This is a genomic window from Amycolatopsis sp. Hca4 (genome assembly GCF_013364075.1).
GTDB lineage: Bacteria > Actinomycetota > Actinomycetes > Mycobacteriales > Pseudonocardiaceae > Amycolatopsis.
This window is the reverse complement of the sequence record NZ_CP054925.1, coordinates 139,330-152,083: the sequence shown is the minus strand read 5'-3', so window position 1 is coordinate 152,083 and position 12,754 is coordinate 139,330. Positions and strand designations below refer to the sequence as shown.

At 73.0% G+C, this 12,754-nt stretch carries 13 protein-coding genes; 4 read left to right on the top strand and 9 right to left on the bottom strand.

Annotated features, from left to right (window positions below):
• Positions 1 to 5 precede the first annotated feature (5 nt).
• The gene (locus HUT10_RS00650) at positions 6 to 278 is read left to right on the top strand and encodes a DUF6295 family protein (RefSeq protein WP_176169391.1); all 273 of its coding nucleotides are present in this window, start codon (positions 6 to 8) and stop codon (positions 276 to 278) included.
• Here HUT10_RS00650 and HUT10_RS00645 read toward each other — a convergent pair whose 3' ends face one another.
• The 5 genes from HUT10_RS00645 to HUT10_RS00625 form a co-directional block, all read right to left on the bottom strand.
• On the bottom strand, positions 279 to 746 hold the full coding sequence (locus HUT10_RS00645) for a hypothetical protein (RefSeq protein ID WP_176169390.1): 468 nt from the start codon (positions 744 to 746) through the stop codon (positions 279 to 281).
• Entirely contained in the window at positions 743 to 2,158 is a 1,416-nt protein-coding gene (locus HUT10_RS00640; RefSeq protein ID WP_176169389.1) for an aminotransferase class V-fold PLP-dependent enzyme, read from the bottom strand. Before HUT10_RS00640 ends, HUT10_RS00645 begins: the two co-directional genes overlap by 4 nt.
• Positions 2,145 to 3,458, bottom strand: coding sequence for an MFS transporter (locus HUT10_RS00635; protein WP_176169388.1), 1,314 nt, complete (start codon positions 3,456 to 3,458; stop codon positions 2,145 to 2,147). Before HUT10_RS00635 ends, HUT10_RS00640 begins: the two co-directional genes overlap by 14 nt.
• Positions 3,459 to 3,577: 119 nt before the next feature.
• Positions 3,578 to 4,603 carry an LLM class F420-dependent oxidoreductase gene (locus HUT10_RS00630; RefSeq protein WP_176169387.1) on the bottom strand — a complete coding sequence of 342 codons (1,026 nt, stop codon included), beginning with the start codon at positions 4,601 to 4,603 and terminating at the stop codon, positions 3,578 to 3,580.
• A gap of 9 nt (positions 4,604 to 4,612) precedes the next feature.
• Positions 4,613 to 5,542, bottom strand: a complete 930-nt coding sequence (locus HUT10_RS00625; protein ID WP_176169386.1) for an oxygenase MpaB family protein — start codon at positions 5,540 to 5,542, stop codon at positions 4,613 to 4,615.
• An 87-nt stretch (positions 5,543 to 5,629) separates the two neighbouring features.
• Here HUT10_RS00625 and HUT10_RS00620 point away from each other — a divergent pair, with 87 nt between their 5' ends.
• The 3 genes from HUT10_RS00620 (at position 5,630) to HUT10_RS00610 (ending at position 8,992) form a co-directional block, all read left to right on the top strand.
• On the top strand, positions 5,630 to 6,220 hold the full coding sequence (locus HUT10_RS00620; RefSeq protein WP_176169385.1) for a TetR/AcrR family transcriptional regulator: 591 nt from the start codon (positions 5,630 to 5,632) through the stop codon (positions 6,218 to 6,220).
• A 51-nt stretch (positions 6,221 to 6,271) separates the two neighbouring features.
• Positions 6,272 to 7,057, top strand: coding sequence for an IclR family transcriptional regulator (locus tag HUT10_RS00615; RefSeq protein ID WP_176169384.1), 786 nt, complete (start codon positions 6,272 to 6,274; stop codon positions 7,055 to 7,057).
• 87 nt (positions 7,058 to 7,144) lie between these two features.
• Positions 7,145 to 8,992, top strand: coding sequence for a glycosyl transferase (locus HUT10_RS00610; protein ID WP_254896595.1), 1,848 nt, complete (start codon positions 7,145 to 7,147; stop codon positions 8,990 to 8,992).
• Positions 8,993 to 8,999: 7 nt separating this feature from the next.
• Here HUT10_RS00610 and HUT10_RS00605 read toward each other — a convergent pair whose 3' ends face one another.
• Genes HUT10_RS00605 through HUT10_RS00590 form a run of 4 tightly spaced genes read right to left on the bottom strand, consistent with a single transcriptional unit; the run spans position 9,000 to position 12,652 of the window.
• On the bottom strand, positions 9,000 to 10,151 hold the full coding sequence (locus HUT10_RS00605) for an LLM class flavin-dependent oxidoreductase (protein ID WP_176169383.1): 1,152 nt from the start codon (positions 10,149 to 10,151) through the stop codon (positions 9,000 to 9,002).
• Positions 10,148 to 11,158, bottom strand: a complete 1,011-nt coding sequence (locus HUT10_RS00600) for an ABC transporter substrate-binding protein (protein ID WP_176169382.1) — start codon at positions 11,156 to 11,158, stop codon at positions 10,148 to 10,150. Before HUT10_RS00600 ends, HUT10_RS00605 begins: the two co-directional genes overlap by 4 nt.
• Positions 11,145 to 11,849: an ABC transporter ATP-binding protein gene (locus HUT10_RS00595; RefSeq protein ID WP_176169381.1), complete on the bottom strand. Its 705-nt coding sequence runs from the start codon at positions 11,847 to 11,849 to the stop codon at positions 11,145 to 11,147. The genes HUT10_RS00600 and HUT10_RS00595 overlap by 14 nt, the downstream gene beginning before the upstream one ends.
• Complete coding sequence (locus HUT10_RS00590; protein ID WP_176169380.1) at positions 11,834 to 12,652, bottom strand: ABC transporter permease; 819 nt, start codon at positions 12,650 to 12,652, stop codon at positions 11,834 to 11,836. Before HUT10_RS00590 ends, HUT10_RS00595 begins: the two co-directional genes overlap by 16 nt.
• Positions 12,653 to 12,754: the final 102 nt, after the last annotated feature.

Here is a 12,754-nt window from a genome sequence, read left to right as displayed (position 1 = left end):
CGCCCATGTGCACTTACCTGACGGAGAAGTTCGCGCTCGAAGGCAGCGGCAAGGGCGCCCGCGGCTGGTTCCGGCTGTCCGAGGGCACCGTGTACGTCGACCACCCGGTCCACGCGCCGTACGCGCACACGGTGAACATCGACTTCCGCAACCCGGGGCTGGGCGCTTCGGCTCGGGTGGCGCTGGAACTGACCGAAGAGGACGCTCTCGCGCTGGCGGACGCGATCCACGCCGCGGTCAAGTCCGCGCCCGCCGGCCTGGCTTCGCGGAGCCAGTGATCACCTGAGCCGCCGCCCGGCGGCCTCGACGAACGCGGTCAGGATCTCCTGGCTGCGGTCTTCGAGCTCCCGCAGCTCGGCGCGATCCGCGGCCTCGCGGATCGCGCCGATCGGTTCGAACGCGGCGTCGGCGAGCTGGAGGAGCTCGGCGTCTTCGGTGAGCAGCCGCACCGCGAACCGGGCGTGGTCGGCGGCGGCGCCACTCCGGTCCGCCTCCGTGTACGCGGCCCGGGTCTCCGTCCCGTCCGGGTCACGCTGCCGCAGCAGCCCCAGGGAGATCACCTTCTGCCGGAGCTCGGTCATCGCCCCCGCGAACGCCGCGTAGGCCGCGATCCGCTCCTGGCGAAGCCGTTCCTCGCGCGCGGTTTTCTCCGTCCGGCGGGCGGTGAGCCGGGCGAACAGGTACGTCAGGCTCGACCCGGCCAGCGTTCCGCAGACCGCGATGATGCTGGTCAGTACTCCGTTCACGGCGTGTAGAGCGCGCCCAGGAACTCGAGCAGCAGCCGCTCCCGCAACGGCGCCGGTGCCGTGGCGAGGAGGGCGTTGATCGGCGCCATCCGCTCCGGCAGCCCCGCACCGGAACCGAGGCCCGCCGCGGCGAGCAGGCCCGCGAACTGCTCGGACGTCAGCGTGTCCGGGTCGAGGGCCGCCACGAACTCCGCCACCGCGGGGTCGACGACCACCGGGCCGGCCGCGCGGGCCGCGTCCAGCGATGCCGCGAGGTCGGTGAGGAACTCCTTCTCGCTGCCGTGGTTGGCCGCCGTCACCGTCAGGTGCAGGTTCGCCGGGGACGACAGGTGCGCGAACTGCGGCTGGACGTACCAGCCGCGGGCCTTCATCTCGTCCGCCACCGTGAACAGGTCGAAGCCGTCGTCGCCGGTGAACGCGAGCAACGTCGAGACCGGGTCGCCGAGCACGTGCAGGCCGGGCAGTTCTTCGATGCCCGACCGGATGCGCGCGGTCGCCTCGCGCGCGGCGGACGCCAGCTTGAGGTAGCCCTCGGGACCGAGGTGGTGCACCACCGCCCACGCCGCGGCGAGCGGGCCGCCGGAGCGGGTGCTCTGGATCGTCGTGTTCAGCATCGTGTAGCCCGGCCAGGCCGCGCTCGCGAAGTAGTGCGTGCGCCGCAGCTCCGCCGAGGCGTGCAGCAGCACCGACGTCCCCTTGGGACAGTAGGCGTACTTGTGCAGGTCCACCGAGATGCTCGTGACGCCGGGGACGCGGAAGCCGAACGGCGGGACGTCCGCGCCGAGCCGGGCGAAGTACGGCAGCACCCAGCCGCCGATGCAGGCGTCGACGTGCATCCGGACGCCGCGCTCGAGCGCCGCCGCCGCGATTTCCGAAATCGGGTCGAGCACGCCGTGGGCGTACGACGGCGCGCTCGCGACGACCAGGACCGTCGAGCCGTCGATCGCCGCGGCCATCGCCGCCGGGTCGGCGCGGAAGGTCACCGGGTCGACCGGGACGTCGATCCGCCGCAGCCCGAACAGGTGGGCCGCCTTGTGGAACGCCGCGTGCGCGGTCGTCGGCAGCACCAAGGACGGTGAGGCGACGTCCGGCCGCGCGTCCCGGGCGGCGAGCACGGCCAGCAAGCACGACTCCGTGCCACCGGACGTCACCGAGCCGACCACGCCCGGGACGTCGCCGAGCAGCGCGGAAGCCGCCGCGACGAGGTCGTTCTCCATGCGCAGCAGGCTCGGGAACGCCGTAGGGTCAAGGCCGTTGGCCGACGAGGCGAGCGCGTGCGCCGCCGCGCCCAGGGAGTCCACTTCGGACAGGCCGCTGTCGTAGACGTAGGCCAGGGTCCGGCCACCGTGCGTCGGCAGGTCGCCCGCGCGCAGCTGCCGGAGCCGGTCGAGGACCTCCTCAGGCGAGTTCATGGCGCGGCTCCAGCACCTTGCGCCGCAGCAGCGGCAGGGCCAGCGCGATCAGCACGCCCGGGATGATCGACGAGCCGACGAGGATCGCCACGATCGCGCTGTGCGGCTGGAAGGCGGTGGCGTCCGTGCTGGAGACGTACCCGCCGAACTCCAGGATGAGCGCCCAGAGCCCGCCGCCGAAGGCCAGCCCGAGCGTCTCCCCCGCCGTCCACACCCCCGCCGCGATCCCCGCGCGGGTCTGGCCGGTGCGCTCCTCCTCGGCGGTGATCAGGTCCGGCAGGATGGCCAGCGGGAACACCGAAATCCCCGCGTAGCCGACCCCGCAGAGCGCCACGAAGACGAACGAGACGACCAGCGGGATCGACTGGGCGAACACCAGCCCCAGCAGGCCGACCGCGAACGCCGCGGTGGCCAGGCGGAAGCCGTTGAGCTTGCCGACGCGGTCGCCCAGGCGCGGCCACAGCGGCATGGTGACCAGCGCCGGGCCGACGAAGATGACGAACAGGATCGTGCCGTAGCCGTCGTGGCCGAGGATGCGCTGGGCGAAGAACGGGATCGCGGCGAGCACGGTGCCGATGCCCAGCGCCTGGATGAAGTACGTGCCGAGCAGCCAGCGGAACGGCCGCCAGCCGGCGAGCGTGCCGACGAGCTCCTTCAGGCTCACGGTGTTCGGCCGCAGCGAGCCGACCGGCGCGTCCTTCAGGCCGAAGTAGACCAGCAGGGTCGCGGCCAGCACGATCAGCCCGATCACGACGGCCATGACGCGGTAGCCGGCGACCCCGTCGATCGCCGCGGTGATCGCCGGGGCGCCCCCGCCGCAGATCAGGATCGTCACGGCCAGCACCCCGATGCGGACGCTGGTGAGCTTCGTGCGCTCGGTCGCCGACTCGGTCAGCTCGGCGGGCAGCGCGTTGAACGGCACCTGGAACAGCGCGTAGGCCGTGGCGCAGGCGGCGAACGTGATCGCCACGTACAGCGCGTCCGGCAGCGGGCCGCCGAAGCCGGGGTGGGCGAACATCGCCGCGAACAGGATCGCCACGCCGATGCCGCCGATCAGCAGGAAGCGGCGGCGGCTGCCGGTCTTGATCAGGTCGGCGTCGGACAGCCGGCCCGCCACGGGGTTGAACAGCACGTCCCAGGCCTTGGGCACGAACACGATGGCGGCGGCCCAGCCGGCAGGCACGGCCATCGTGTCGGTCAGGTACTTGACCAGGACCAGGCCGGGGACCGTGCCGAAGGACCCGGTGACGAAGGAGCCGAGCGAATAGCGGAACCTCGTCCGGCCGGACAGCGTCGCCATGGTCCTCCTCGAATGGCTCACCGGGTGCCCGCATGAGTATTCGATCTCGGCGGGCACCCGGTAGGGGTCGGGGGGAATCGTGCCATCGTCGTGACCTGGCGCACGGGGCGACCCGCCGGTCAGCCCAAGGCGCGGGCGATCTTCTCCAGCGTCGCGGCGTCCCCGCGCAGGAGCAGCTGGGTGACGACGGTGTCCTCCCAGGCCTTGAGCTCTTCGCGGATCTTCTCCGGCGGCCCGATCAGGGAGGTGTCCTCCACCAGCGACGTCGGGATCGCCGCGGCCGCCTCCGCCTTGCGGCCGGCGAGGAAGAGCTCCTGGACCTCGTCGGCGACGTCGCCGTAGCCCAGCCGCGCGTACACGTCGTGGTGGAAGTTGACGCTCTTGGCGCCCATCCCGCCGATGTACAACGCCAGCGACGGCTTGATCCAGCTCGCCGCCTCCTCGACGTCGTCGTGCACGATCACCGGCAGCGAGCACGGCACCTCGAAGGTGTCGAACGTGTGCCGGGCACCCGGCCGCGAGAAGCCTTCTTCGAGCGCGGCCTTGTAGAAGTCGTTGCTCTTGGGCGAGAAGAACAGCGGCAGCCAGCCGTCGGCGATCTCGGCCGCGAGGGCCACGTTCTTGGGGCCTTCGGCGGCGAGGTGGATCGGGATGTCCTTGCGCAGCGGGTGGACGGTCGGCTTCAGCGGCTTGCCGAGGCCGGCGCCGCCCTGGTAGGGCAGCTGGAAGTGCTCGCCGTCGAGGGTCACCGGTGCCTCGCGGGCGAGCACCTGGCGGACGATGTCGATGTACTCGCGCGTGCGGGCCAGCGGCTTCGGGTACGGCTGGCCGTACCAGCCCTCGACGACCTGGGGGCCGGACGCGCCGAGCCCGAGCACCATCCGGCCGCCGGAGAGGTGGTCGAGGGTCAGCGCGCTCATCGCCGTCGCGGTCGGGGTCCTGGCGGCCATCTGGACGATGTTCGTGCCCAGCCGGATGCGGCTGGTGGAAGCGCCGTACCAGGCCAGCGGCGTGAAGGCGTCCGAGCCGTACGCCTCCGCCGTCCACACCGAGTCGAAACCGAGCGCCTCGGCCTTGAGGACGGCTTCCAGCGCACCCGGGGTCGGGCCGCTCTGCCAGTACCCGACGTGGAATCCCAGCTTCACGAATGCCTCCTAAGTGTTTCGACGGACGTTCGGCGCGTAGTGCTCGGGCTTGCCCCGCTCCGGCAGCGGCGGCAGGTTCCTGGGTGGAGTCTCGACCAAGGGCGCGTCCGGAGCCACCTCACCGCGGACCCGGCGCCAGCCGGCGCGCGCTCGCGGGTGGTAGCGGCGGTCGTGCGGAACGAGCTTGAACACGGCGTTGACGAGCTTCCCGAAGCGCCGGTGCCGGCGCGCGTCGCGTTCGGTCCAGCGGAAGCCGAGCAGGTCGCGGATCTCGCGGTCGTACAGGCCGATCGTGAGCCACACGAAGTGGCGCGCGATCACCCCCCGGACCGGCCGCCACAGCGCGTCCGGCAGCCAGGGCAGGAAGGGCGGCTTGCCGAGGCCGCGGATGTCGAGGACGTCCCGGGTGGCCTTGTTGTCCTCGAGGACGTCGGTGCACATGTGCTTCCAGTACCGCTGGAAGTCCTCCCAGCTCTCCGGCACCGGCCGCATGCTCATGTCGTACATCCGCCACCAGCGGACGTGCTCGTCGAACAGCTGCCGCTTCTCGGTTTCGCCGATGCCGCCCATGAAGTGGCCGGCGATGAGGATGGTGCTGACGAAGAAGGTCGCGTGGGCCCAGTAGTAGGTGTCCGGGTCGAGCGCGTGGTAGCGACGGCCCCGGGCGTCGACGCCCTTGATGCGGTCGTGGTAGCCGCGGACTTCGAGGGCGGTCGCGTGGGCGCGCGGGCCGTCGTAGACCACGCCGCCGATCGGGTAGAGCGAGCGGAACAGCCGCTGCCAGCGCTCTTCGAAGAACCGCGAGTGCTGCTCGACGCCGGCGCCGAGGCCGGGGTGCATGTTCTGCATGGACCCGGCCCAGAGGCCGATCAGCAGGCCGCGCCAGTCGCCGAAGTACTTCCAGGTCAGCGAGTCCGGCCCCAGCGGCTCGGGTGTCATCGGCGCACTCCTCGTCGAGTCCTGAACTGACTACGGCTGTTGTCAGGCTAGGATCTGACAACAGTTGTAGTCAACCGAGGAGCTGTGATGCCGGGCCGGACCTGGGCGGGCACGACGCTGGACGACCGGAAGGCGCTCCGGCGCGACCGGCTGGTGGCCGCCGGCCTGGAACTGCTGGGCACCGAGGGATCGGCCGGGACGAGCGTCCGCGCGGTCTGCCGGCACGCGAAGCTCACCGAGCGCTACTTCTACGAGAGCTTCGCCAACCGCGAAGAACTCGTCGCGGCCGTGTACGAGCACGTCGGCGAAGAGGCGCGGCAGGCGCTCGTCGACGCCGTGCGGGACGCCCCGACGCCGGTGTCGCGGGCGGAGAACGCGGTGCGGGCGTTCGTCGAGCTGATCGTGGACGACCCCCGCAAGGGCCGGGTCCTGCTGCTCGCGCCGCTGACCGACCCCGCGCTGACCCGCCGCGGCCTGCACCTGCTGCCGGTGTTCGCCGCACTGGTCGGCGAGCAGCTGTCCCACGGCGACGAGACCGAACGCCGGATGGTCGCCGTCGGGCTGGTCGGCGCGCTGAGCAACGTCTTCATCGCCTACCTCGACGGGTCGCTGAAGGTCTCGCGCGAACGGCTCGTCGCGCACTGCGTGAAGCTCGTCCTCGGTGCCGACAGCCACTGAGCCCACCTCCCGCTGCTGACATTCGCCCCGCGGATCGGGCAGACTCAACCCATGCGTACCGCTGGGCGGAACGACGGCGCGAGCGGCGACGGCCTCGTCGCGACCCGGCTCGCCGCGCTCCTGGAAGCCTTCCGGCCGGGCGACGAGACCCTCGGCGTCTCCGAACTGGCCCGGCGGACCGGGCTGGCGAAGACGACCGTGCACCGGCTCGTCGGGCACCTGACCGACACCGGGCTGCTCGAACGCGAGGCCGGGGCGGTGCGGCTCGGGCTGCGGCTGTTCGAGATCGGCCAGCTGGCTTCGCCGCGGCGCGGGCTGGTGGAGGCGGCCCGGCCGTACCTGGCCGACCTGCGCGAGGCCACCCGCAACACGGTCCACCTCGCCATCCTCGAAGGCACCGAAGTGGTGTACCTGGACGTGCTGCGCGGCCCGGACGCGCCGACGCTGCCCTCGCGCATCGGCGGCCGGTTCCCCGCGCACGCCACCGGCGTCGGCAAGGCGATCCTCGCGTTCTCGCCGGAACCGGTGGTGAACCAGGTGATCGACGCCGGGCTGCCGCGGATGAGCGCGCGGACGATCACCGCACCGGGCCTGCTGCGGCGGCAGCTCACCCGGGTCCGGGAAGACGGGATCGCCTTGGAGCGCGAAGAATCCGGCGTCGGCGTGGTGTGCGCGGCGAGCCCGCTGCTCGACGCCCGCGGTGTCGCGGTGGCGGCGGTGTCGATTTCCGGCTGGGCCAACCGGATGCGGACCGAACGGGTCGCCCCGGCCGTCCGTACGGTGGCGCTGGCGTTGACCCGGACGCTCTCCGGATCCACTGCGGACAGTCGACGATAACCTCGCCGGGCCACGGCTTTCCGGCGATCGGCGGGCCTCCGCCGTCCCGGATCGGAGCGGTCGCCGCCGCCCGCTACGATCCGTGCAATGGTCCAGCACCGCCCGGTCTCCGCCGCGCAGCGGTTGCTGTCGCTCGACATCGTCCTGGCGTTGCTGGGGCTGGCCGGCGGCCTGCGCGTGCTCTACCTGGCCGCGCCCGGCCCGGCCCTGCCCACGGAGGCGGCGACCGTCGCCCACGCTTACGCCCTCGGCAACCTGACGACGTTCGCCGACGCGGGCGGAGCGGGGGTGAGCCCGTTCGGCTGGCTGCAGCTGGCGGCGGCCACGATGGTCTCGGACGCGTTCGGCCGCTCGGCCACGGCGCTGGCCGCGGTGCGGGAGACGGTGCTGGTCGCCGCGCTGGTGGCGGCGGTGCTGTCGTGGATCCTGGCGCGGCGGCTGGGCCTGACCCGCTGGGCCGCCGCGGCGGCGGTGCTGCTGGTGGCGGCGTCCCCGCTGGCGCTGGGGCTGCAGCGGCTGGTGGTCGTGGAGCACCTGGCGGCGGCGTGGGCACTGGGGGCGCTGGCCCTGATCACCCGTCGGCGCGCCCGCATCCGCCACGACATCGCGGCGTCGGCGTGCCTGCTGGCGGCGGTGCTGACGTCTCCGCTGGCGCTGTTCTTCCTGCCGGCGGCGGGCTGGTTGCTGGTACGCCGGGCCCCGGTCCGGGCGGCGTTGGTGGTGGTGCTGCTGAACCTGGGCCTGGGCATCGCGTTCGGCCCGGCGGCGGGGGTGTTGCGGCCCCACCTGGCGGCGGCGACCCCGCCGACGGTGACGGACTGGGCGGCGCTGGACCCGGCGTGGGTGGTGTTGTCGGTGCTCGGCTTGGTGGTGGCGCCGGCGGTGAAGGCGGTCCGGCCGCTGGCGGCAACGGGGCTTTTGCTCGCGGCGACCTTGCTCGTGCCGGGGGTGCCGGCCACGGCCGTGCTGGCGTTGCTGGTGCCGGTGACACCGCTGTTGCTGGCGGGGATCGCGCAGGCGACGGCCCGCCATCGGGTGCCTGGTGGGCTCGAAAGCAAGCCTGCTTCCGCCCTCCCCCGGGCCGCCGACACAGCTGCCCGCCTCGCGTCCACAAAGGACACGAACCACGGTCCCCGGACCGGAGCCCGTCACAGCCGCCGGATCGTGGTCGGGGCCGCCGCCGTCGTCGCCGCGCTTGCCGTCAGCTGGAGCTCCGGCTACCCCGGTCTCCACCCCTCGGTCGCCCGGGGCGGCACGCTCGCCGCCGCCCGGGACTGGTTGCACGCCAACGCCTCCGGCTCCCGGCTGCTCGTCGATGACGCAGCCTGGGCCGAGCTCGCCAACTCCGGCTGGCCCACCGGCATGCTCGCCCCGCCCGCAGCCTGCTCGGTCGCCTGCCCGCCCGCCGAATGGGCCGTCTTCGGCAGCGGTGAAACCGCCCTTCGCACCCACTACCCCGCCCTGGACGGTGCCTTCGCCGGCGCCGGACCCACCGCCGTCTTCGGGGCCGGGGACACGCGGGTCACCGTCTGGCGGCTCGGGCTGCCCCCGGCCGATCCCGCCGCGCCACCCGAAGCCCCGGCCCGGGCGCACGCCGGGGCCGCACTGGCCGCGTCGGCGCGGGTCAGCCCGTCGCCCGCGGCCGCCGCCGTGTTGCGGGACGGCTGCGCCGATCCACGGCTCATCTCCACCATCGCCGCGCTCGCCGCCATCCAGCCCGTCGGCATCGCCGCCTTCCCCGAGGTCGCCGGCGAGGACGCCGCCGGCCAGCCGCGCCGGCGCGTCCTGCTCACCGGCGGCGAAGACGGCACCACGGCCTTCTACACCGGCCAGCGCGACCTCTTCCGCCCGGCCTCGGTCGTCCGCACCGCCGACGGCGTCCTCGTCACGTACCCGCTGTTCGCCCCACCCGGGCTCCTCCCGCTGACGCGGTAGCTCCCGGCTACAACGCCGAAACGTTCCGCTCCGGGTGCGACGGCCGCCGCAACGCCGGGACGTCGGCCAGCAGGCCGCGCCGGGCCAGCTCCGGCCGCACCCCGTCCCCGAACCAGTACGCCTCCTCCAGGTGCGGGTAGCCCGACAGCACGAACTCGCTCACGCCGACGCTGTGGTACTCCTCGATCAGGTCGGCGACCTCCTCGTGGCTGCCGACCAGCGCGGTCCCCGCCCCGCCGCGCACCAGGCCGACGCCCGCCCACAGGTTGGGGTGGATCTCCAGCGCACGGACCCCGTCGCCGTACCGGCCGCCGTGCAGCGCGACCATCCGCTGCTGCCCCACCGACTCGCTCGCGGCCAGCTGCGCCTGGGCCTTCGCGACCTGCTCCGGGCTCAGCGCGTCGAGCAGCTTCTGCGCCTCCGCCCACGCCTCGGCCGAGGTGTCCCGCGAGATCGTGTGCAGCCGGACGCCGAACCGGATGGGCCGGTCGCCGGCCAGCTCGCGGACGCGGCCGATCTTCTCCGCGACCTGCGCGGGCGGTTCGCCCCAGGTCAGGTAGACGTCGGCGTGCCGGGCGGCAACCGGGAGCGCGGCCGGTGACGAGCCGCCGAAGTAGATCGGCGGCACCGGGTCCGGCGCGGCCAGCGTCGTCGCGCCTTCGACGCGCAGGTGCTCGCCTTCGAAGCTGAACGGCTCACCGGACCAGACACCGCGCACAATGGTGAGGAACTCGTCCGTGCGGGCGTACCGGGCGTCGTGGTCGTGCCAGTCGCCGAAGCGGCGCTGCTCCACCGCGTCGCCGCCGGTGACGATGTTGAGCAGCACGCGGCCGCCGGAAAGCCGCTGGAACGTGCCCGCCATCTGCGCGGCGAGCGTCGGCGAGATGACGCCGGGGCGGAAGGCGACCAGGAACTTCAGCCGGCTCGTCTCCCGGATCAGCGCGGCGGTGGTGAGCCACGCGTCCTCGCACCAGGTGCCGGTCGGGGTCAGGACGCCTTCGAAACCCTGCCGCTCGGCCGCGCGGGCGACCTGGGCCAGGTAGTCCAGGTCCGGGTCGCGCTGGGCGGCCGGGCCGGCGGAGCGGTTGGCGTGGAAGCGTTCCACGATCGTGCGGCCGTCGCCGCTGGTGGGCAGGAACCAGTGCAGCCTGATGCTCATCCGTTGCTCCTCGCCTGGTCCAGGTCGGGACCGTACCGCCGGTCGACGAAGGCGGCGAAGTCCACCTTCCCCGGCAAAGTCTTCTCGTCGGTGAAGGCGTCCGCGAGCTGCTGTTCGGACGCGACCACGGAGTCGTCCAGCACGATCGGCTGGTCGCGGCCCGCGTCGACGGCCTTCTGCGCGACTTCGACCTTCAGCCCGGTCTCCTTGGCCCACGCCTGCGCCCACGCGTCGCGGTGGGTGTCGGCCCACTTCTGCGCCTTGACCACGCGCACCGCGAAGTCGCGCAGCGCGGAGTTCTTGCCGGGATCGCCGAGCGCGGCCGTGCCCGCGGTCAGGAAGGCCAGGCCGTTCGACGCACCCCGGCCGTCGGCCAGCACCCGCGCGTGGGCTTCGAGCTGCGCCTGCGCGGTGTAGGGGTCCCAGATCGCCCACGCGTCGATGGTGTGCTGGGTGAACGCGGCGTACGCCTCGGACGGCTGGAGGAAGCTCAGCTTGACGTCCTTTGTGGACAAGCCGTTGTTGTGCAGCGTGTTCAGCAGCTGCCCGTGCGCCGAGCTGCCCTTGGCGACGCCGATCGTCTTGCCCTTCAGGGAGGCGGCGTTCTGCAGCGGCGAGTCCGGCGGGACGAGGATGGCTTCCCGCTCGACGTTGCTGCGCGCCACGCTGATCACCTTGATCTTCGCCTTCGCGGCGGCCGCGAAGATCGGCGGCGTGTTGCCGACGCGCCCGGCGTCGATCGCGCCGGCCGAGGCGGCCTCCAGCAGCGGCGGGCCGGAGGTGAACGTCGCCCACTCGATCTTGTACGGCGTCCCCTGCAGCAGGTTCGCCGCGATGAGCAGGGACTTCACCCCGCCCTTCTGGTCGCCCACCTTGAGCGTCACCTTCGCCAGGTCCGCCGCGCCGACCGTGGCCGGCACGGCGGCCGGGCCGTCGCCGCCCGCCGTCCCGCACGCGGACACCACGAGTGCCGCCGTGACGGCCAGTATTCCCTTACGCCACAACATCTTCGGTCACTCCCAGGTCGGCCAGCACGCGCCGGCGGAGGTCGTCGTGGTCGGCGGCGTCGCGGGGCCGGTGCTCGGCCACGATCCGCCCGTCGTCGAGCACCAGGACGCGGTCGGCCAGCCGGAGGGCCTCGTCGACGTCGTGGGTCACCAGCAGCACGCCCGGTCGGTGCCGCCGCCAGAGGTCCTGCACGAGGCCGTGCATGGAGATCCGGGTGAGCGCGTCCAGTGCGCCGAACGGCTCGTCGAGCAGCAGCAGGCCGGGTTCGCGCACCAGCGCGCGAGCCAGCGAAACGCGCTGGGCCTCGCCGCCGGACAGCGTGAGCGGCCAGTCGTCGGCGTGCTCGGTGAGGTGCACCTCGGCCAGTGCTTTTTCGGCCAGTGCCCGGTTGCGGGACTTGGACACGCCGTCCTGGCGCAGGCCGAGGACGACGTTGCGCCAGACCTTCCGCCACGGCAGCAGTCTCGGCTGCTGGAACGCGACCGAAACCGTCGCGGTGACTTCCGCGCGGCCTTCGATGTCGGAATCCAGCCCGGCGAGCACGCGCAGCAGCGTCGACTTGCCGGACCCGCTGCGGCCGAGCAGGGCGACGAATTCGCCGTGCCCGACGGTCAGGTCGAGGTGGGACAGCACAGTCCGGTCGCCGAACCGCTTGGTGAGGCCACGGACCTCGGCTACCGGGTTCGCCACCGCAGCACCTTCCGTTCGAGCAGCCGGACCAGCGCGTCGGTGACCAGGCCGAGCAGGGCGTACAGGACCAGTCCGACGACCACGACGTCGGTGCGGAGGAATTCGCGGGCGTTGTTGATCAGGTAGCCGACACCGGCGTCGGCGTTGACCGTCTCGCCGACGATCAGCGCGAGCCAGGCCAGCCCGAGCGACTGCCGCAACCCGACCAGCGCCTGCGGCAGCGCGCCGGGCAGGACCACGTGCCACAGCCGCTCCGCCCGGCTGAACCCGAGCGCCCGTGACGCTTCGACCAGCGCCGGGTCGGCGCCGCGGATTCCCGAGTGGACGTTGAGGTAGAGCGGGAAGGCCACGCCGAGCGCGACCAGCACGATTTTGGTCTCTTCGCCGATGCCGAACCACAGGATGAACAGCGGGATCAGGCCGAGGAACGGCAGCGTCCGCAGCATCTGCACCGGCGGATCGACCAGGGCTTCGCCCCAGCGGGACAGCCCGGAGACGATGCCGAGCAGGACACCGGCGAGCGCGCCGAGGGCGAAGCCGGCACCGACCCGGCCGAGGGACACCGCGAAGGCGGCACCGAGTTCGCCGCTGCGGGCGGACTCGATGCCGGCCTGCACGACCGTCCACGGTGCACTGAGCTTGTCCGGCGGCAGGACACCGGTGGCGCTGGCGAGCTGCCAGGCGGCCAGCAGCACCACCGGGCTGATCCAGCGCCGCAGATCAAGCCGCCTGCCGGCCTTGCGCGGCGGCTCGGCGGCGCGTTTCCGGGCATGCGCGAGCACGCCCGTGGTGGAAATCGACACGGATTTCTCCCGGGGACGGGGGGGTTTCTCGATTGCGTGGCCCCGACCATCCGGGGAGTGGGACACCAAGTCAATCGGTGCCCACTCCGTGAACACCCCGTG

Bases quoted from the DNA above. Each gene is read 5' to 3' on its own strand.
- HUT10_RS00650 (WP_176169391.1), top strand. From the start codon at position 6: ATGTGCACTTACCTGACGGAGAAGTTCGCGCTCGAAGGCAGCGGCAAG.
- HUT10_RS00640 (WP_176169389.1), bottom strand. From the start codon at position 2,158: ATGAACTCGCCTGAGGAGGTCCTCGACCGGCTCCGGCAGCTGCGCGCG.
- HUT10_RS00635 (WP_176169388.1), bottom strand. From the start codon at position 3,458: ATGGCGACGCTGTCCGGCCGGACGAGGTTCCGCTATTCGCTCGGCTCC.
- HUT10_RS00625 (WP_176169386.1), bottom strand. From the start codon at position 5,542: ATGACACCCGAGCCGCTGGGGCCGGACTCGCTGACCTGGAAGTACTTC.
- HUT10_RS00620 (WP_176169385.1), top strand. From the start codon at position 5,630: ATGCCGGGCCGGACCTGGGCGGGCACGACGCTGGACGACCGGAAGGCG.
- HUT10_RS00615 (WP_176169384.1), top strand. From the start codon at position 6,272: ATGCGTACCGCTGGGCGGAACGACGGCGCGAGCGGCGACGGCCTCGTC.
- HUT10_RS00610 (WP_254896595.1), top strand. From the start codon at position 7,145: ATGGTCCAGCACCGCCCGGTCTCCGCCGCGCAGCGGTTGCTGTCGCTC.
- HUT10_RS00605 (WP_176169383.1), bottom strand. From the start codon at position 10,151: ATGAGCATCAGGCTGCACTGGTTCCTGCCCACCAGCGGCGACGGCCGC.
- HUT10_RS00600 (WP_176169382.1), bottom strand. From the start codon at position 11,158: ATGTTGTGGCGTAAGGGAATACTGGCCGTCACGGCGGCACTCGTGGTG.